Raw genomic sequence first — 20,219 nt, 5'->3', positions numbered from 1 at the left:
ACCTCTATTTAATGCTAATTTTCATTCCAATGGCTGAGCCATTGTTCCGGGGTTGGGTATTTTAAATAGATTTGAAGTGCTTTTGCATAGAGATCTGCATGACTATTAGCATCGCTAATGACAATTTTTGCAGTTTTGGCCCAGGCACTAATCGCATAACGTTGGTCAATACCACCGAATGTCACCTGAGTGGTAAGAATCGGAACACAGCCACGTGCGTAAAGCTCATCTAATGTTGCGAGTAATTCTTGGTTTACTGCAATATTGCCAGTACCAAAGCCTTGTAACACTAAAAAGTGTGGTGGGGCTGAAAGTAAGTGACGTAATTGCTGTACTAAGTGTTGTGTTGCAATGGGTTGCATCATCCAGTTTAAAATCTGGAAGGAAGCTGCTCGTTCAATTTGGGCATCTTGTACGATCAATTCATTTTGCTGAGGCGTAAACTCAGCTTTACTACTTAATCCTGAAAAAGCATCAAGTTCAGTCGTATGCGTTTTTAATGCAGTCTGCGCGTGGAATACTTGATGGTGGAATGCGAGATAAGCACCTACAGGTAAAGCAATCACTTGTTCTAATGCAAGGTATAAGTTCTCAATTGCATCAGTAAATTCACGGGTGTTATCGCCTTGAATATTGAGTAACGGGTATTGGCTACCAGTAATTACAATATGACAGCTTTGGCCTAAAAAGCGGGCTAGGGTCGCGGCCGCATAACTGAGCGTGTCTGTACCATGAACAACAACGAAATGCTGATAACCTTCAAGTTGTAGTTGTTGTATACGTTGAATCAGGCGCAACCAGTCAGGCGCCGTACATGCACTGCTATCGACAATATTGGGCGCAGCGAAGCAGTCAACTGTTAAGTGTGGGGGAATCACTTTTTCAAGTTGAGGCAAGAATTGCTCATAAGGCATAGGAGCTAGAGGTTCACCAATGCAACCAAAAGTACCACCCATATAAAATAAAGCTATTTTTTTCATATTTTTGCAGGCATAAAAAAGCAGTCATCTCTGACTGCTTATGGTAAATCGAACAGTTCTAAGAAGCTATGCGATTAAGTAGGTTTTTCGCGCGTTGTTGTTGTTCTGTGTTTAATTTTTGCTCATTACTTGCTAATAACGCTTGAGCTGCTGGGTACGCTCCTAACTTGATGTATTGCTCAGCTAATTTTAGATCAAGTTCATTTTCATCTAGCTGTTTTAATTCTGGAAAAGCTTCTAGAAGCGGGTCTTGAGTTTGATCTGGAGTAGTCTCTTCACCTACTAAATCTATATGATTTTGAGTTTCAATCTCTGGTGCTGTAACTAACGCAGACTCATCTAACGAAAACTCAAGAGGTGCGATTGAAGTTGCTTCTAATGGAGCTTGTTCTACCAATTTAAGTTCATCTAATGATGAGATCTGTTCATTAGTTTTTACTTCTGGATTTTCATGGGTTAATTCAAGATTAAAATCCAAAACATTCGTATTGTTCTCTTGAGCTGCTGGTACTGCTACTGTCTGGTTTTTTTCCTCAGATTCATGCAAGGGCGCTAAATCAAGAGAAAATTCTAAGTCAGCCAAGTCATTTGTTTGTTGAGATGAAGATAACTTTGATTCTTGTGTCGGTTGGCTGCCACTTTCTGTAGTCGTAGTTTGTTCGAATGAAAAGTTAAACTCTAAAGGTTCAACTTCAACAGCGGGTTCTTGCTTTACAGGGGTATAGTCTTGCTGCAAGTCATCAAAAGAAGTTTCAGATGAACTTGCTGTTAATTGGTCAAACTGAGCTGTTGTCTCAGCTTTATTTTTTGGCTCCTGGTATGTTTGAGCTTGAGGAAAATCGATGGCATCGGGTTGTCTTGAAGACTCATATTCTTTTTGTCTGGCTTCTGCTTGAATGGCTATTTCATTGAGTGACAAGCTGCGAATATGGCCAATCAGTTGAGTTATTGCAAACTCATCCTTTTGTGCAATATGAATTTCAAGTAGCAATAAATAAAGTTCATGTTGCGTATTATCTTTTTTTAGCGCCTGATTGACTTGAGCTTCAGCTGCTGAGAATTGTCTTTCTTGAATAAGTAACTGAATCTTTTGACGAACAGCGTCTGGAACAGGAGTGCTTTGTGGAGTAGAGGGAATAGATTCTTCAACCACATTGACTTTATTTTTTTCACGCGAGTTTTTACTTGATTTAGCGTTCGCTTTTTTATTGATTTTTCTATTTATTGTTTTAGGGGAATTCGCCTCTTGCTTCTGACTATTTTCGCGTTTTTTTAAAATGACAGCGACCACGAGCAATATGATGAATGGAATCACATATAACATTATTTTCCCCTTAAAAAATAAATACTTGCAATATAAAGCGAGCTGACTCTGGTTTTAACTTAATGCTTTTGCTTATGAGTCTGTTGCTGTGCTTGTAACTGCTGTTGTAACTCTGCCAAACGTGCATTCAGAAGTTGAATACGTTGGTCTTTTAAACGTAAAGTTTGATTTAATTTAGTTACACTCCTTTGTAATGTAACGGTTTTTTCTCGTGTTGTCATAACTTTTACTGCTAACTCAGTATTGTTTTGACTTTGTTGTGTGCTCTTTTTAGCACTTCCATGCGTAGAATTTTGACTGTTTTCCGCCACAATACTCATTTCGGCTTGTTGCAAACGGTATTTTGCTTTGCCAGAAGTTGATTTTGCAGTATGTGCTATGTCTGTTTTTGGCTTGTTTTGCTGAGGTTTAATAGTAGGAGAGTGGGCTAGGTTAAGCGCAATTCCTTGACGTAAACGATTTACATCACCCTGAATAAAAGCATGGCGGTTTTGAGTTTGAATATCATGCATGACTTTCGCAACAGGTTGTTTAGTTTTTGCTGCGATACGATTAGCAATGCTCCATAAAGACTCGTTGCGCTGTACTACATATTTACCTGATGTTGCTGGTCCTTTGTAGGAGCTTAAGGATTGTTTCTTCGCAGGATCTTGGTTGAGCATTTTCTGAGGTACAGATTTCTTTTGCGCTGTTAGTTTGTTGACCGGAGTTTTTGGTGAATTATTTGTAGCTGTCTTAGTGCTGGTTGGTTTAATTTCTGTCTGATCTAGAGTAGTAGCTGTTGTAACTTGTTGAGCAAGTTGAGTAGAAGAATTTGCACTAAGTGTATTGGATGAATTTGTATTTACAGCTGGAGCAGTTCCAGAGTTAATATTAAGGCTATGTTCACTATTCGAATCTGTTGGAGTTGAGGCCAAAGTTGGTGATGCATATCGAGTACTTTCTGGCAAATTTAGAGCAATGTCTTTTTCATTGACAATAAACTGAGGTGACAAAGTACTTTCGTTATTTTCAGTCTTTTTTATAGAAGAAGGCTTAATTACGGTTTTGATATGCTGCAAACGGGTGGCAGAACCTTCATTAATTTTGACTACAATATTTAATTCAGGATCAATCACAGGACGAGATGAGGTAATCACAATAACCCCAGAACCTTGGCCATTTTGGCGTGTGTAAAAATTAAGATTACCCGGTGGCTGATGAGTTACACCCAAAGCACTTAAATCCTCAGGAGTTGCCAAACTGACTTGTAGAGTAGCGTTGGGGTCAGCTTGTTGAAAATTCATTTCTGCATATAACAAATCGCCAGGTGCGGACTGAATTTGTATAGGGTCTAATGTAATCGCATAAATAGAAGGCGAAGACATAATGGTGAAAATGGCAATTTTTAATTTGTTATAAACAGTCATCTCAATCCATGACCTAATAAGTCGTAAAGTCATTCAAAATTATACAATAATGAAATGTAAATAAATTGTAAAATTTTCACAAACCAGTTACGAAAAAGCCGATCTAATGTGATCGGCTTTTTATTTTGACTGAATAATTCAGATCAAATTATGAGTTTTTGTATTCAACTAAGATGCGTAACATACGACGTAAAGGCTCAGCAGCACCCCAGAGTAACTGGTCACCCACTGTAAATGCACCTAGATATTCTTTACCCATGTTGAGTTTACGTAGACGACCTACAGGCACAGTTAAAGTACCAGTTACAGCAACAGGTGTAAGATCAGTCATAGATGCTTCACGAGTGTTTGGTACAACTTTCGCCCATTGGTTTGAAGTACGAATCATGTCTTCAATTTCATCAAGCGGTACATCTTTTTTCAACTTGATTGTAAGTGCTTGAGAGTGGCAACGCATTGCACCAATACGGACACAGTGACCGTCAATAGGAACAATTTGTGAGTTACCCAAGATCTTGTTGGTTTCAACTTGACCTTTCCACTCTTCTTTTGATTGACCGTTTTCAAGTTGCTTATCAATGTAAGGAATTAATGAACCCGCTAATGGCACACCAAAGTTAGCAGAAGGGAAACCTTCACCACGTTGTAATTCAGCAACTTGACGATCAATATCCAAAATTGCAGATTTAGGATCATCTAACAATGTTTTGGTATTGTTATATAAATAGCCCATACCAGTAATTAGCTCACGCATGTTTTGTGCGCCAGCGCCTGATGCTGCTTGATAAGTCATAGCAGTCATCCACTCCACCAAATTATTTTGGAAAAGTGAACCTACACCCATCAACATAAGCGATACTGTACAGTTACCGCCTACGAAAGTTTTGGTGCCGTTAACCAAGCCGTCTTTGATAACGTTAAGGTTTACTGGGTCAAGAACGATGATTGCATCATCTGACATACGTAAAGTAGAGGCTGCATCAATCCAGTAGCCATCCCAACCAGTTGCTTTTAACTGTGGAAAAACTTCAGACGTATAGTCACCACCTTGACAGGTAATAATGACATCCATTTGCTTCAGACTATTAATGTCTGTAGCTTCCATAAGTGCTGGGGCAGTCTTACCACCAAATGAAGGAGCTTCACCACCTGCATTACTGGTAGAGAAATAGAATGGCTCAATATGAGCAAAATCATTCTCTTCAACCATACGTTGCATAAGGACGGAACCGACCATCCCGCGCCAACCGACCAGACCTACTTTCATGTCATTTTGCCTCGGTGCGTTAAAATTGTTAGGGGGAGTTGAGTGTATCAAAAGTGTCCACAACTGCAAGCGTTACAGAAACAAAACACCATGTTTATTGAGTAGAATATCTTGTTTATGTTACATACAAAATTGATAAAGATGACAAAAACTTTAAAAAACAAATCATCTTAAAAGAGAAAATTCAATGATTTATATCGAAGTTCTAGCTGGTCTGGTGATTTGGTTAAGTTTCTGGTCACTTATTCCTCGTGATGAGTGGTGGTTTCGTGGTGCCGATTTTCCTCGTTTGCAGATTCTATTTGTTGGTTTGTTAGCCTTTATTGGAATGCTGTTTTGGCCTGCCGAATGGAACCTCTGGCGTGAAATAGTCCTAGCTGTGCTCATTGCCGCCCTTGCTTACCAGCTTAAAATGGTTTTGCCCTATACCTTGTTTTGGAAAAAACAGGTTAAACAGGTGAGGCCGTCTCAATTAGATCCACAAAAGCAGATTTCATTAATCGTATCGAATGTACTCACACCGAATGATAAATATCATTTATTGCTTGAGCATATCCAGATATTAAAACCTGATTTATTACTTACACTAGAAAGTGATAAGACATGGGAGAATGCTTTAAAAGAGATTGAAGGCGACTATCCTTATCGTGTTCCTGTGCCCTTAGATAACCTCTACGGCATGCATTTATATAGCCGTCTACCTTTATCAAATACTGAAGTTAAATTTATTCTCAGTGATGAAATTCCCTCTATTCATACTACTGTGACTTTACGATCCGGTATGCCGGTTCAACTCTATTGTTTACATCCGAAGCCACCTAGTCCGACTGAGGCGAAAGATTCAACTTTACGCGATGCAGAACTTTTAATTGTGGGTGATCAAATTAAAGATCTCGATGAAAGCTGTATTGTGATGGGGGATTTAAACGATGTAGCATGGTCGCGTACAACGCGTTTATTTCAGCGAATTAGTGGATTACTTGATCCGCGAGTTGGCCGACATTTCATTAATACTTTTCATGCAGACTATCCGTTGCTGCGTTGGTCTTTAGACCATATTTTCCATAGTACCGATTTTGGTTTGGTTAAAATGCAGCGTTTACCTCATATCGGCTCTGATCATTTCCCTGTCTATGTGGTTTTGCAGACTGGTCGAATATTTGAACATATTCAAGAAGAGTTAGAGCAAACTCAAAATGATGAAGAGGAGGCGCAAAGAGCCATCCAAGAAGGAATTGCCAAAGCAGAAGCAGAAGAGAAAATAGTGACTGATAAAATAGCACAGCCTTATAAATAAAAAGAATATAAAGATTGATGTAAGCAATATCGTACAAAGATTTGAGTCTAGGGCGAATAGGCAGAGAGTTATAAAAACCTTATTCTACATTCATCGGCACACGGAACCGGGAATGGATAGTCCCACGTAAGGATACACAAAGCTGATATGGAATAGCATCACGGATCAGATGTTGGAACGGAAACGATAAAAATAATTATTAACCTGAAAGCACAACCTCATTTACCCGAGTTTTGCAGGACGCAGAACTCGGGTTGATATTTTTATATACCTTATTTAATTCTGTGTAAATAAAACAAATATTTTTAAGCTCATCTTAATTTTTAAATCTATTTAACAATGGGTAAATACCTATGTGTTTTTATATAAAACTGAGCAATTTTTAATGAAAAAAGATACAAAATTTTTTTTTATTAAGTTTTTGTTTTTATAGATTATTGGTGAATAAATATAGGCTTTGATCTATTTAAAGATAAATTGGGGTTGTTTAATTAATAAATCTCAATAGAATGTGCCGATCGTTGACATGTTGGATCGTCAACAGGCATTGTTGTTTTCTCGTCGGATCGGCGAGTTGTGATTTGTTTGTGCATTTAAATTTCTGTTTGGAAATTACTGTACATATTGAGGTTTCACTCTTAGTTAGTGGTCTTCTCCCTCTCATATTTGATACTTTGCGGTGCATAAGGATTGTCTTATGAAGAATTTTAAATTTAGCCTTGCATGGCAAATTTTAATTGCTTTAATCCTAGGGATAGTTGTCGGGGCTGTTTTACATAACCAGCCTGAAATCAAAGACAGTATTGTGAATAATGTTCTTACACCACTTGGTAAGATCTTTATTAGCCTGATTAAAATGATTGTTATTCCAATCGTTTTCTCTACCTTGATTTTAGGTATTGCAGGTGTTGGCAGTACGAAAAGTTTAGGGCGACTTGGTTTTAAAACCATTCTCTATTTTGAAATTATTACGACTATTGCTATTTTGGTTGGCTTGGTTGCAGCAAATATCTTCCATCCGGGCTCAGGCATTGATATGTCTCAGTTGGTACAGTCGGATATTTCTCAGTACAAGCATACAACTGAAGAAGTTCAGTCTCAGTCACATGGTTTAATTCAAACAATATTATCGCTTATCCCAACGAACATTATTAGTTCAATGGCGCATGGCGAAATGTTACCTGTGATTTTCTTTGCTGTGCTATTTGGTATTGGTTTATCTTCTTTACCAGCAACCACTAAAGACCCATTATTGAACGTGTTTCATGCAGTTTCAGAAACGATGTTCCGCGTAACGCACATCATTATGAAATATGCACCAGTGGGTGTGTTTGGTTTAATCGCTGTAACTGTTGCAAACTTCGGTTTTGCTTCACTTATCCCTTTAGGCAAATTAGTCGTGTTGGTATACGGTGCGATTTTATTCTTTGCTTTAGTGGTACTTGGTTTAACTGCAAAATTTTTCGGTATCAATATCTTTATCTTGTTTAAGATTTTGAAAGATGAATTGATTTTGGCTTATTCAACTGCGAGTTCGGAAACAGTTTTACCGCGTATTATGCAAAAGATGGAAGCTTACGGTGCCCCAAAAGCGATTTCCAGTTTTGTTATTCCAACAGGTTATTCATTTAACCTTGATGGTTCTACGCTGTACCAAAGTATCGCAGCAATCTTTATTGCACAGCTTTACGGTATTGAAATGTCAATCAGCCAACAAGTTATTTTGGTTGTAACATTAATGATTACTTCTAAGGGTATTGCTGGTGTTCCTGGCGTATCATTTGTTGTTTTATTAGCGACATTAGGTAGCGTTGGTATTCCTGTTGAAGGCTTAGCATTTATTGCTGGTGTTGACCGTATTATGGATATGGCTCGTACTGCATTGAACGTTGTCGGTAATGCACTTGCTGTACTTGTAATCAGTAAATGGGAAAAGCAATACGACTCTGAAAAGGCTGCTGCTTATGAAGCATCTCTTAAATAAGAGAGAAGTTTTTTAGTCTAAAAAAACCCGCGAAGATCGCGGGTTTTTTATTGGGTTATTTCAAAACGCGTTGGTAGAGTTCTAGTGTTTGATCACACATATCTTTTAAGCTAAACATCGTGACAGGAGCAACGATTTGAGGTTGTTCAATATGATTTTTTACAGTCTCTATTAAGGCTTTTTCATTTTCTACTTCAACAAGACCTTGCGGATAGACATTCGATAAAATCTCGGCAACACCGCCCCGGTTCCAGCCAACCACTGGCGTACCCACTGAAAGCGCTTCTAAGGCTGTTCTACCGAATGTTTCTGCCTGATTGGATAGAGATAGCACAATATCGCTAAAAGCCAGCCATTCGCGAATATCAGAGCGATGGCCTACAAAGGTGATTTTATCTGTAAGACCTTTGGCTTGGATAGTGCTTTGTAGTTCGTTTAAGTAGGCTTGCTTTTTGGCATCAGCCCCACCGACAACAACTGCATGTAGCTGAGGATATTGCGTCTGAAGTTGTTGCATCAGTTCAATTAAACTTTCATGCCCTTTTAAACGCGTAATACGACCAGGTAAGCAAAGTAAAAACTTATTTTCAAGCTCAGGAAAGTCATTAAAAACTTGATTAAACCATTGTGCTGAAGGCTGGTAATTATGCGGAAAAGCAGCTGGGTCAATCCCTCGATAAATCCGCACAATATCTTGCGGTGGACAGTTTTTATAATGGTCAGTGATGTACTTAACCACACTGTCAGAAACAGCAATGATTTTTTCAGCTTGAGTCATAATCGCACTATAACGATTAACTGAATAAAAGCCATGCACTGTGCTAATGAGGTGCGGGCGTTTGTTTGTAGGTATTTTTCTCAAAGCGAAGTGAGTAAGCCAAGCTGGTATACGAGAGCGCACATGAACAATATCGGGTTGATGCTGTTCAATCAACTGACGTAAAGGACGGATTTGCCACAAGCTCGACAATGATTTTTTATGGATAGGCAGCGTTAAATGAGTAGAACCTTCAGCTTCAAGTTGAGATACTAATCGTCCGCCATTTGAAACAACCAAAGATTGATGGCCCTGTGCAACCAGTGCACGTGCAATTTCTAGTGTGCCGCGTTCTACGCCACCGCTATTAAGTTCTGGGAGAAGTTGCATCACTTTCATTGTTTTTTGCCTTATACGTTCATAAAAGATGGATCATCTACAGATACATCATCTCAAACTAAATCATTATCCAGAGTTTACTATCGTGATAGCGACATGGATGTCGCCGTTTCGCTGTGTTACAAGGATGTAACATCAGCGGAACAAAGGATTTTTGCTTACTTTTTATCCCTAAAAAGTAAGGTCTGCCTATTGGATAGTATTTGAATATCACTTTAAATCGAGGCTGTGCCTATTACTAATCTAAAATTATTACAGCCTTATCTTAATAAATCTCTTCATATCCCTCTGGACGTGTTTTAAAGCGACGATGGAACCACATATATTGAGTTGGTGCGATACGAAGCTGATTTTCAATAATCTTATTAACACGTGTTGCATCATCAACTTCATCTTCACTTGGCATATTGTCGACCGCCGGTTCAATCAAGATATGATATTTAGGGTCTTGTACATCACCGTGACGATAAAAATATAAAGGAACTGCGACTGCCTTCGAGATTTTTAATAAACGGCGATGTGCAGTTACTGTGGCCGCTGGCACACCAAAGAAGGGTGCCATAACCCCTTGTTTAAGTCCGAAGTCTTGATCAGGGCTATACCAAATTGCATCACCATCTTTAAGATGACGAATTAAACCACGCATATCATCATGATCGATTTGCGCTTTATAAATGGTGCCACGGCAACGATATATCAGCATATCGAGCAATGGGTTGTTTTGAGGTCGGTAGACGACATCTGGCTCGAAATATTGAGCGCACACATAACCCCCTGCATCAAGAAGCGTACTATGAGTACCCAATAATAAAACGCCTTTGCCCTGAGCTTGAGCATTGGTAATGTGTTCTAAGCCTTCAATAGTGACACGGTTTTTAAACCAGTAAGGCTTATACCATGCGTTTAATGTCTCAAAAATACCAAGCATCATATCTACAAAAACTTGCTTAGCTTGTTGCTGTACTTTTTCGGCTGACCATTCGGGAAAGCAGACTTCTAAATTACGAATAGTCGTTTTTCGGCGAGATTTTAAATATTTCCAAGCAAGATTTGCTAAGCCATGAGCCAGACGCCATTGAATTGCCCACGGCAAAATAGCCAAAAGCATTAAAAAAACGATGGCAATCCAAATACCCCAATATTTAGGCAATAAAAAGGACCATTGAAACTCACCGGGCGTATAAGTCTGCTTTTGGCTCATAGCGATATAAAGAATTCGAAATTAAAACTGGCAAAAGTGTATCACGAACTGAATTTATCGTCGTAATACACTGTTGAATTGAGCTGTTAAGATAAGGAAATAAAACGCGGTTATCGACGATTTTCTAAAAGAATACGAACAGCAAGTCCAGCTAGCACCGTTCCCATAAGCCAGCGTTGTATATTTGCCCAAAGAGGCTTTTGTTGAAGAAAAAGGGCAATGCTACCCGCAGAAAGCACAATCAGCGCATTTACCGAAACGCTGACAAAAATTTGTATAGTACCGAGCTGAATGGATTGCCATAAAATACTGCCTTGCTGTGGATGAATAAACTGTGGCAATAACGATAAATACATAATCGCAATTTTAGGATTAAGTAGATTTGTAGCGAAACCCATTAAAAATAGTTTAGCTGGAGAGTCTACTGATAATTGCTTTACATCAAAAATTGGGGATGCATTGGGACGTAGTGCTTTCCATGCTAGCCAGAGTAAATAAATTGCCCCTGCAATACGGATGGTGTCATAAGCATAAGGAACTGCAACAATAAGTGCTGTAATCCCGAAAGAAGCGCAAAGCATATAAAATACAAAGCCAACGCCAACACCGGCGAGTGAAATAAATCCCGCCGTTTTTCCTTGGCAAATTGAACGAGAAATAAGGTAAATCATGTTTGGGCCAGGGGTAAGCACCATCGCCAAGCAGATTAATCCGAATGCTAAAATTTGAGAAAGATCTAGCATGAAAAATACTCGAATATTATTATATTGGTAGATATAACATAATTATTTTTATAAGTCTTATATTCAAACAGGGCGATATTTTGAACTATTAAGGCTGACTAAACTTAATCACTCATCATGTATTTTTCATAGATTTTTAGCTTTCAAATTTATAGATATTTTATAAAAAGCCCCCTTAATTTAAGGAGGCTTTTTTTATTTACTCTAGGCGAAAGCAAATAAATTAATTTCCTTTGCTCATTTGTTCAAGCTCATCCCAACGTTCTAATTTTTCAAGTAATACCTCTTCAATTTCTGCGAGACGTTGACTTGCTTTAGTTGCTTCATCGGCATTACTGACAAACCATGAACCATCTGCCAGCTTGTCAGAAAGCTCTGCTTGTTCAACTTCCAGTTTCTCGATTTCGGCAGGAAGTTGCTCAAGTTCACGTTGGTCTTTATAGCTCAGTTTGACCTTTTTAATATTACTTTGTGCAGCGGCTTTTTCAGCTTCGGCTTTTGCCTGAGCTTTTTTAACATCAGACTTTTGGTCTACGACTTTATCATCTGGACGTTGCTGCAAATAGTCTTGGTAGCCACCAATGTACTCTGCAATATTGCCTTTACCATCAAATACCCAAGTCGATGTTACGACGTTGTCCATAAATGCACGGTCATGGGAAATGAGTAACAGGGTACCTTTATATTCAGAAAGCATCTCTTCAAGAAGCTCAAGAGTCACCATATCCAAGTCATTGGTTGGTTCGTCCATCACAATCAGGTTCGATGGTTTAAGCAGTAATTTAGCAAGCAAGATACGGTTACGCTCACCACCAGAAAGGGCTTTTACAGGTGTACGTGCGCGTTCAGGTGAAAACAAGAAATCTTGTAAATAGCTGTAGATATGACGGCGGTTGCCATTTACATCAACGAAGTCAGAGCCTTCTGAAACGTTTGCCATTACTGTTTTTTCAAGATCTAAGGCATTACGTAATTGATCAAAATAAGCAACTTCTAACTGTGTACCTGTCTTAACAGAACCACCGTGCTCGATTTCACCTAAAATAGCTTTAATTAAGGTTGTTTTACCGACACCGTTATCACCGACTAGGCCAATACGGTCACCACGCATGACTAGTGTAGAGAAATCTTTAATCAGTGGTTTGTCGTCATAAGATACGCTTAAGTGCTCAATATCAAATACTAATTTACCAGAGCGATTTGCTTCTTGAGTCGCCATGCTCACTTTGCCTTGTTGTGAACGGCGAGCTTTCGATTCTTCACGTAAAGCTTTTAAGGCGCGCACACGACCTTCATTACGCGTACGACGAGCTTTAATCCCTTGGCGAATCCAAGCTTCTTCTTCAGCTAACTTTTTATCAAATAAAGCATTTTGTTTCTCTTCTGCTTCCATTTGCTGAGCTTTAAGCTCTAAGTAACGTGAATAGTTACCTTCATAGCCACGTAAGATGCCACGATCAAGTTCAACAATTCGAGTTGCAATACTGTCTACAAAAGAACGGTCATGCGAAATAAATAGTAGCGTTAAATTATTTTGATCGAGTAGGAATTTTTCTAGCCACTCAATACTTTCAACATCTAAATGGTTCGTTGGTTCGTCTAGAAGTAATACGTCTGGCTGCGTTAAAAGAGCACGAGCGAGTAAAACACGGCGTTTACGTCCACCTGAAAGATCTGCCAAATCTGCATTTGGATCGAGTCCCATTTTACTTAATAGAGCATTGACCTTGTTTTCGAGTGCCCAGCCGTCGAGTTGGTCGAGCTTATGCTGTAGGTTGCCCATACGGTCACAAGCTTCCATATCTCCCAGCATACAAGCATCAGTTGCTTCATGATAAGCTCTAAGTACTTCGGCAGCTTCGCCTGCGCCATCAGCCACAATGTCAGCAACCTTACCTGAATCCATTGGAACGTCTTGGGCTAACATTGAAACAGTTAAACCATTTTGAATAGAAACTTCACCAGAATCCGGTAATAGGCTTCCCTCGATCAGTTTAAGTAAAGTAGACTTACCTTCACCATTACGACCAATTAAACAGACTCGTTCGCCACGTTCTAGATTAAAGTTCGCGCCATCGAGCAGGGCAGGTCCGCCAAAAGCAAGTTGGACATCCCTTAGGGTAATATAGGCCATAATGTTTTCCAGAATCTCAAATGAGGATTTAAATGACTAAACCACCATATCATGATGATCAAGCGTCATTTTCCGCACCCATTGAAGATTTGCAAGTGCGAATTACATTTTTGGATGATTTAGTTGAACAATTAAATCAACAACTCGCTATTCAAACTCAAGAAATAGCTGATTTGAAAAAACAAATGCAATTTCTTTATCAACGTGTGGAATCGTCGGATTTATCAGAAGGCATTGCACCTTTTGATCCATTAACGAATAAACCTCCCCACTATTAATAAAAAGGCAAGTTCGATACTTGCCTTTTTATTTGGGAATATTTTCAATTTTGTTTAAAAACCTTGTAAGACGATCTTTCCTTTTGTTGTCCCACTTTCAATTTGCTGATGAACTCGTTTTAAATTTTCAGCATTAATTGGACTTATAACTTCAGTCACAGTTGTTTTGATTTTTCCTTCATCAACCAGCTTGCTGACTTCATTTAATAGTTCACTTTGTTTTGCCATATCTTCGGTCTGGAACATTGAACGTGTAAACATAAATTCCCAATGCACTGATACGGACTTGGTTTTAAACGGTTTGATATCTAACTGTTCAGGATCATCAATGAGTCCAAAACGGCCTTGCGGTGCAATCAACTCTACAATATCTGCTAAATGCTGATCTGTTTGAGTAGTTGAGAACACATATAAAGGTGCAGTTAAACCTAATTGCTTGATTTGGGCTGCTAAAGGTTGACGATGATCTAACACATAATCTGCTCCAAGTTGCTTAACCCAGTCTTGAGTTTCTGCTCGTGAAGCTGTTGCAATAATTGTTAGGTTAGTCAGCTGTTTAAGAAGTTGAATGGTGATTGAGCCAACACCACCAGCTCCACCAATCACTAATATTGTTGTGTTTTCTGGCGCGTTCTTTGGAACTTGCAGGCGATCGAATAACATCTCCCAAGCCGTGATTGCAGTTAAAGGGAGAGCTGCCGCCTCTGTTACTTCTAAAGTTTTTGGTTTATGGCCAACGATGCGTTCATCAACGAGTTGTAATTCGCTATTACTACCTTGACGATTAAGAGCACCTGCATACCAAACAATATCGCCAATCTTAAATTGTGAAACTCTATCTCCAATCGCTTCAACGATACCTACTGCGTCCCAGCCAAGCGTTTTCCACTGATTATTCTCAGGGCTTACATTCTGTCGAATTTTAGTATCTACCGGATTTACTGAGACAGCTTGTACACGAACAAGTAAATCATGTCCTTCAGCAATAGGAGCATCGAGTTCAATATCAACGAGTGCTTCTGGCGATGTAATGGGACCAGCTTTTTGATATGCCACAGCTTTCATAATTATCCTTCCTCTTGTTGAGAGTTTGATCATAACGTAAGCTTAAAATAAGTGACTACAGACAAATAACGCTCATAGTGTCAAAAAGGATACTGTAAAATGGCAAAGGCAAGACATTCAAGTTTTGATTGCTCTCCGGGTTGTTCAGTGGAGGCAGCGATTAGCTTGATTGATGGAAAATGGAAATGCGTCATTCTTTGGCATTTATTTAGTGAAGGCACCTTGAGGTTTAATGAAATTCGAAAGCGTGTTCCGAGTATTACCCAAAGAATGCTGACAAATCAGCTACGTGAATTGGAACAAGATGGAATTATTCATCGGGAAGTCTATCCTCAGGTACCACCTAAAGTAGAATACTGCCTGACTGATTTGGGACAAAGTCTTGAGAAAATTCTGTTTGCTTTAAAACAATGGGGGGATGCTCATATTGACCAGTTTGGAAAGCTGACACTTGTTGATGGCCATCCGAATCCTTAAAGATATTTGAGTCCACTCATTGCAATTTGCACTGTGAAATCTGACTATTTTAAAGCTTGCCCCTGTATCGGGCATTATTTTTATGATGAAACTTGCGTTTTCTGGTCAGCTTATGCAACTCTAATAAAAGAGATTAATAGGTTTTGCTATGGACAATATGGGAATTTGGGTTACCGTTATCATTGTTCTTTTCGTACTAGGCTCCATTTTTGGTTTAAGAGTGAGCCCACGTGAAAAGGCACTTGGTATTATGCGTGATAAAACTCGTAAAATGGGTTTACACCCACGTGTAATCGTTGCACCTGAATGGACACATGTCCCAATGGCGACTGAAAAGCGTGCCAGCATGGTTGCTTATTATAGTGTATTGATTCCCGATGCCCGTTTATCTTTAATGCGCGCTCGCGTTGTAGACGGCAAATTAAAAGTGGTTCAGGGTGATGAGAAATTTAATGATTCTCCCATTGCATTAAAAGGGATTTATGCTATTGATATGCAGGCAAACTGTGTAGGGCTTTATTGGGATGAGGAATCAGACCTGAGAGCAACACAATTAGATGAGATGAAGGCTTATCTGTTGAACTTGGCTAAAGCCTGATTTTTAAATTTATTGGTATAGGAATAACATTTTATATGGCGAATACCTCGCGCTCTGCATCTCAAAGCACAGCATCTACTGCACCTGCTGCACATAAACGTGCCTTAGTGATTGTGGAGTCGCCTGCCAAAGCGAAAACCATCAATAAATATCTGGGTTCGCAATACATTGTAAAGTCTTCTGTAGGTCACGTACGTGATTTGCCAACAGGTGGCAGCAAATCAACTGAGAAAAAGCCGGCTGCCCGGACGAAACTCACTGAAGCAGAAAAAGAACAAAAAGCCAGTCAGGCTTTAGTTAATCGTATGGGGGTTGATCCTGAACATGGTTGGGAAGCTCATTACGAAGTTCTGCCAGGTAAGGAAAATGTTGTTGCTGAACTCAAGAAACTTGCAAAAGATGCAGATGCAATCTATCTCGCAACGGACTTGGATAGAGAAGGGGAAGCCATTGCTTGGCACCTAAGAGAAGTTATTGGTGGTGACGACAGCCGTTATCACCGTGTGGTATTTAACGAAATTACTAAAAATGCCATTCAAGAAGCATTTAAACAACCTACGCGCCTAGATTTAAACCGAGTTAATGCTCAGCAAGCACGCCGTTTCTTAGACCGTGTTGTTGGCTTTATGGTTTCGCCATTACTTTGGGAAAAGATTGCCCGTGGTTTGTCAGCAGGTCGTGTACAGTCTGTAGCGGTGAAACTGGTTGTAGAGCGTGAAAGAGAAATTCGTGCTTTTATTCCAGAAGAATACTGGCAAGTTTTTGCAGACACGCAAGCCAAGAAAGATGACATTCGTCTTGAAGCAGTTAAGCAAGCTGGTAAAACCCTTAAACTGAAAAATAAAGCTGAAACCGATGCTCTATTAGAGGTTTTAAAAGGTGCTGAATATAAAGTTGCACAGCGTGAAGATAAACCGACTAAGGTGAATCCAAGTGCACCTTATATCACTTCAACATTGCAACAGGCTGCAAGTACACGTTTAGGTTTTTCTGTAAAGAAAACCATGATGCTGGCGCAGCGTTTATATGAAGCAGGTTTTATTACCTATATGCGTACTGACTCAACGTTCTTGAGTGATGATGCAGTAAGCATGGTACGTGCTCATATTGAAAGCCAATTTGGTGAGAAATATTTACCGGCAAAGCCAAACCGCTATGGTAACAAAGCGGGTGCTCAAGAAGCCCATGAAGCCATTCGTCCGTCAAATGTTGCGCTTACAGGCGATCAACTTGCGGGTGTAGAGCGTGATGCTCAGCGTTTATATGATTTGATCTGGCGTCAGTTTGTTGCATGTCAAATGACCCCAGCAGAATATTTATCTTCAACTTTAACGGTTGAAGCTGCAAATGTTGAATTAAAAGCAAAAGGCCGTACGCTTGTATTTGATGGTTTTACACGAGTGCGTGGTGCTAACAAGTCTGATGACGATATTATTTTGCCTGCAATTAAAGTAGGTGAAATCTTAAAATTAGAGAAGTTAGAACCAAGTCAGCACTTTACTAAACCACCTGCACGTTTTACTGAAGCTTCTTTGGTTAAAGAGCTTGAAAAACGTAGTATTGGTCGTCCTTCGACTTATGCAGCGATTATTTCTACGATTCAAGAACGTGGCTACGTTAAGTTAGAAAACCGTCGTCTTTTCGCCGAAAAAATGGGTGAAATTGTGACGGATCGACTTGATGAAAGTTTCAATAACTTGATGAACTATGCCTTTACAGCAGACCTTGAAGGGCAGCTCGATAAAGTTGCAACAGGCGAGCGTAACTGGAAAGAGTTACTTGATACTTTCTACGGTGACTTCAAGAAACGTCTTACCAATGCTCAGGGCGAGCATGGAATGCGCCGTAACCAACCGGTTGAAGTGCCCGCAGTACATTGTCCTGAATGTTCACGTCCAATGCAGATTCGTACAGGTACAACAGGCGTATTCTTAGGTTGTTCTGGGTATAACTTACCACCTAAAGAGCGTTGTAAAGGTACTTTGAACTTAACACCTGTTGAGTCCTTAGCTGCCCTGTCTGATGATGATGGTGCTGAAACTGCCGACTTGATGTCAAAACATCGTTGTGCAAAATGTGGCACAGCCATGGACAGCTATGTGATTGATGGCGGTCGTAAACTACATGTATGTGGTAACAACCCTGACTGTGACGGTTTTGAGCTTGAAGAAGGCGAGTTCAAGATTAAAGGCTACGATGGCCCAACCATTCCGTGTGATAAATGTGATGGTGAAATGCAGCTTAAGACTGGCCGTTTTGGTCCGTATTTCGCTTGTACAAGCTGTGACAATACTCGTAAGGTCTTGAAAAGCGGTCAGCCTGCGCCTCCACGTGTAGAACCGATCAAAATGGAACATTTACGCTCAACGAAACATGATGACTATTTTGTGTTACGTGATGGTGCTGCTGGTTTATTCTTGGCTGCAAGTAAATTCCCGAAAATTCGTGAAACACGTGCGCCAAAAGTTGCAGAATTACGTAGTGTTGCAGCCCAGCTTGATCCTAAATATCAATTTATTTTACAAGCGCCAGATGTAGATCCTGAAGGTAATCCGACAGTTGTGAAATTCAGTCGTAAGAATCAATCACAATATGTAGGTTCGGAAACTCCAGAAGGCAAACAAACTAAATGGAGCCTAATTTATCAAAATGGTAAATGGGTTGAGGGCTAATTAAGTCCACAATAAAAAATGCTAGCTCAGCTAGCATTTTTTATATCTAAAACAATAAAAGAAAATTTTAATTTTATGGGGAAAAAGAATGTGGAAAAACATTCGAGTTTTATGTTTGTTAATTATTTTATTGATTGTTGCTGTTCAGGCATGGCGAGATCAAAACCAAGATTGGAATCAATCTATTGTTGTTGTTTTACATCCTATTAATGCCGATGGTTTACAGACATCACAGAGCTATATTCATCAGTTGCGAAACTCTGATTTTGAGAAAATAAAAAAATATTTAGAGCAGTGGTCACAACATTATCGTGGTCAATCAGGGAACTTTATTATTCGTTTAGGGCAACCGTTACAGCAACGACCTCCTGAGGTTCCTCAGAATGCCAATATCTTTCATGTAATGTGGTGGAGTTTAAAGTTCCGTTTTTATGCATGGCGCCATCAACAACCTGAAGACAATGGGGCATCACTCAAACTTTACTTAAACTATTACGACCCAAATTATCAAAAAGTTTTGATCCATTCGACTGCTTTAGAAAAAGGTCGTATTGGTAGTGTGAATTTATTTGCGACCAAAACACAAGCCTCACAAAATCAGGTCGTGATTGTTCATGAGCTATTACATGGATTTGGGGCACAAGACAAATATGATTTACAAACAGGACAACCACTTTATCCTTTAGGTTATGCGCAACCTGAAAAAGTCTCTTTATATCCACAAACTGATGCTGAAATCATGGGTGGTCGAACACCGTTATCTGAGCAGAGCAGTAAAATGCCGAATGGTTTACATGAAACAATCATAGGTTTACCTACAGCTCAAGAAATTGGCTGGGTGAAATAAAACTGTGGATAAATACTGTTTTATCCACATTAATTGATAAGAAACGATGCAGATTTTATACAGACAAAAAATGTGAAGTACATCACTATTATTAGGTAGATGAAATTCTAATACCTGATAATAAGAGTGGCCATGATGAAAACTGTCGGTAATGATTTGGTGCGTAATCAGTTACATGCTGATCGTAAGTGGTATTTGATATTAGGCTTTGTGCTTATTGGCTTCGGTCTGATTTTGTTTAGTTCATTACCATTTGCGACCTTTTCTGTGGTTTTTTTATTTGGAATACTTATGATGGTGGGAGGTGTTTTACATCTTGTCGCGGCCATGAGTGTTTTTAAAGGTGCTAGCCGATGGTTATGGGCACTTTTTGGTGTGCTTTATCTAATGGCGGGCTACTATGCTTTTTCTACTCCCGTCACCACAGCAGTGGTTTTGACGAGTTTATTATCTATAGCACTGATTATTGCCGGGGCTATACGTACAGTAAACGCGATTTTACTTAAGCCAATTACTGGATGGGGCTGGACCTTATTTTCAGGATTATTAACACTCGCTACAGGTATTTTGATTTTGGTTTCTAAAGATTCACCTTTTTGGGTGTTAGGCATGTTTCTTGCCATAGATATCTTGTTCCAAGGAATTAATTTTCTAGGTTTAGCTTCTGCGATTAAGCATCTGCCATCTAGTTCAAAAACAGTATCTTAAATAAAAATACTGTATCAAAGAGCACTTGAGGTGCTCTTTTTTGTTTTTAGGAGGGCTGACGCATCTGTTGTCGGGGTCT

General features: G+C 39.4%; 17 protein-coding genes. 8 read left to right on the top strand and 9 right to left on the bottom strand.

The window, feature by feature from the left end; genetic code table 11:
• Positions 1-14 precede the first annotated feature (14 nt).
• From KTI79_RS10745 to asd, 4 genes are all read right to left on the bottom strand, one after another.
• Positions 15-980 (bottom strand): asparaginase, encoded by a 966-nt coding sequence (locus KTI79_RS10745; protein WP_032054339.1) that lies wholly within the window; start codon positions 978-980, stop codon positions 15-17.
• A gap of 58 nt (positions 981-1,038) precedes the next feature.
• Complete coding sequence (locus KTI79_RS10740; protein ID WP_032054340.1) at positions 1,039-2,304, bottom strand: hypothetical protein; 1,266 nt, start codon at positions 2,302-2,304, stop codon at positions 1,039-1,041.
• Between the two features lie 59 nt (positions 2,305-2,363).
• Positions 2,364-3,713, bottom strand: a complete 1,350-nt coding sequence (locus KTI79_RS10735; RefSeq protein WP_086376322.1) for a FimV family protein — start codon at positions 3,711-3,713, stop codon at positions 2,364-2,366.
• A gap of 148 nt (positions 3,714-3,861) precedes the next feature.
• Complete coding sequence (gene asd, locus KTI79_RS10730) at positions 3,862-4,980, bottom strand: aspartate-semialdehyde dehydrogenase (RefSeq protein WP_032054342.1); 1,119 nt, start codon at positions 4,978-4,980, stop codon at positions 3,862-3,864.
• Between the two features lie 187 nt (positions 4,981-5,167).
• Here asd and KTI79_RS10725 point away from each other — a divergent pair, with 187 nt between their 5' ends.
• Both KTI79_RS10725 and gltP read left to right on the top strand, forming a co-directional pair.
• Entirely contained in the window at positions 5,168-6,277 is a 1,110-nt protein-coding gene (locus KTI79_RS10725; protein ID WP_032054343.1) for an endonuclease/exonuclease/phosphatase family protein, read from the top strand.
• Between the two features lie 697 nt (positions 6,278-6,974).
• Positions 6,975-8,261 carry a glutamate/aspartate:proton symporter GltP gene (gltP, locus tag KTI79_RS10720; RefSeq protein ID WP_032054344.1) on the top strand — a complete coding sequence of 429 codons (1,287 nt, stop codon included), beginning with the start codon at positions 6,975-6,977 and terminating at the stop codon, positions 8,259-8,261.
• 55 nt (positions 8,262-8,316) lie between these two features.
• Here gltP and KTI79_RS10715 read toward each other — a convergent pair whose 3' ends face one another.
• The 4 genes from KTI79_RS10715 to KTI79_RS10700 form a co-directional block, all read right to left on the bottom strand.
• On the bottom strand, positions 8,317-9,417 hold the full coding sequence (locus KTI79_RS10715; protein WP_032054345.1) for a glycosyltransferase family 4 protein: 1,101 nt from the start codon (positions 9,415-9,417) through the stop codon (positions 8,317-8,319).
• A gap of 265 nt (positions 9,418-9,682) precedes the next feature.
• Positions 9,683-10,618: an LpxL/LpxP family Kdo(2)-lipid IV(A) lauroyl/palmitoleoyl acyltransferase gene (lpxL, locus tag KTI79_RS10710; RefSeq protein ID WP_032054346.1), complete on the bottom strand. Its 936-nt coding sequence runs from the start codon at positions 10,616-10,618 to the stop codon at positions 9,683-9,685.
• A gap of 110 nt (positions 10,619-10,728) precedes the next feature.
• On the bottom strand, positions 10,729-11,361 hold the full coding sequence (locus tag KTI79_RS10705) for a LysE family translocator (RefSeq protein ID WP_032054347.1): 633 nt from the start codon (positions 11,359-11,361) through the stop codon (positions 10,729-10,731).
• Between the two features lie 223 nt (positions 11,362-11,584).
• Positions 11,585-13,495, bottom strand: coding sequence for an ATP-binding cassette domain-containing protein (locus tag KTI79_RS10700; RefSeq protein ID WP_032054348.1), 1,911 nt, complete (start codon positions 13,493-13,495; stop codon positions 11,585-11,587).
• A 32-nt stretch (positions 13,496-13,527) separates the two neighbouring features.
• Here KTI79_RS10700 and KTI79_RS10695 point away from each other — a divergent pair, with 32 nt between their 5' ends.
• Complete coding sequence (locus KTI79_RS10695; RefSeq protein ID WP_002115104.1) at positions 13,528-13,773, top strand: SlyX family protein; 246 nt, start codon at positions 13,528-13,530, stop codon at positions 13,771-13,773.
• Between the two features lie 54 nt (positions 13,774-13,827).
• Here KTI79_RS10695 and KTI79_RS10690 read toward each other — a convergent pair whose 3' ends face one another.
• On the bottom strand, positions 13,828-14,838 hold the full coding sequence (locus KTI79_RS10690; protein ID WP_032054349.1) for a zinc-binding alcohol dehydrogenase family protein: 1,011 nt from the start codon (positions 14,836-14,838) through the stop codon (positions 13,828-13,830).
• Positions 14,839-14,937: 99 nt separating this feature from the next.
• Between KTI79_RS10690 and KTI79_RS10685 the strand changes: the two genes are divergently transcribed.
• The 5 genes from KTI79_RS10685 (at position 14,938) to KTI79_RS10665 (ending at position 20,140) form a co-directional block, all read left to right on the top strand.
• Positions 14,938-15,315, top strand: a complete 378-nt coding sequence (locus KTI79_RS10685; RefSeq protein WP_032054350.1) for a winged helix-turn-helix transcriptional regulator — start codon at positions 14,938-14,940, stop codon at positions 15,313-15,315.
• Between the two features lie 148 nt (positions 15,316-15,463).
• Positions 15,464-15,913 carry a hypothetical protein gene (locus KTI79_RS10680; protein WP_086376323.1) on the top strand — a complete coding sequence of 150 codons (450 nt, stop codon included), beginning with the start codon at positions 15,464-15,466 and terminating at the stop codon, positions 15,911-15,913.
• A gap of 35 nt (positions 15,914-15,948) precedes the next feature.
• On the top strand, positions 15,949-18,585 hold the full coding sequence (gene topA / locus KTI79_RS10675; protein WP_086376324.1) for a type I DNA topoisomerase: 2,637 nt from the start codon (positions 15,949-15,951) through the stop codon (positions 18,583-18,585).
• A gap of 88 nt (positions 18,586-18,673) precedes the next feature.
• Positions 18,674-19,432 (top strand): hypothetical protein, encoded by a 759-nt coding sequence (locus tag KTI79_RS10670; RefSeq protein WP_032054352.1) that lies wholly within the window; start codon positions 18,674-18,676, stop codon positions 19,430-19,432.
• A gap of 126 nt (positions 19,433-19,558) precedes the next feature.
• Positions 19,559-20,140: an HdeD family acid-resistance protein gene (locus KTI79_RS10665; RefSeq protein ID WP_079284240.1), complete on the top strand. Its 582-nt coding sequence runs from the start codon at positions 19,559-19,561 to the stop codon at positions 20,138-20,140.
• Positions 20,141-20,219 lie beyond the last annotated feature (79 nt).

It is taken from the genome of Acinetobacter sp. WU_MDCI_Abxd143 (assembly GCF_025514195.1).
GTDB lineage: Bacteria > Pseudomonadota > Gammaproteobacteria > Pseudomonadales > Moraxellaceae > Acinetobacter > Acinetobacter pittii_H.
Note: the sequence above shows the minus strand (reverse complement) of the source record. Positions and strands in the feature narration are given on the sequence as shown.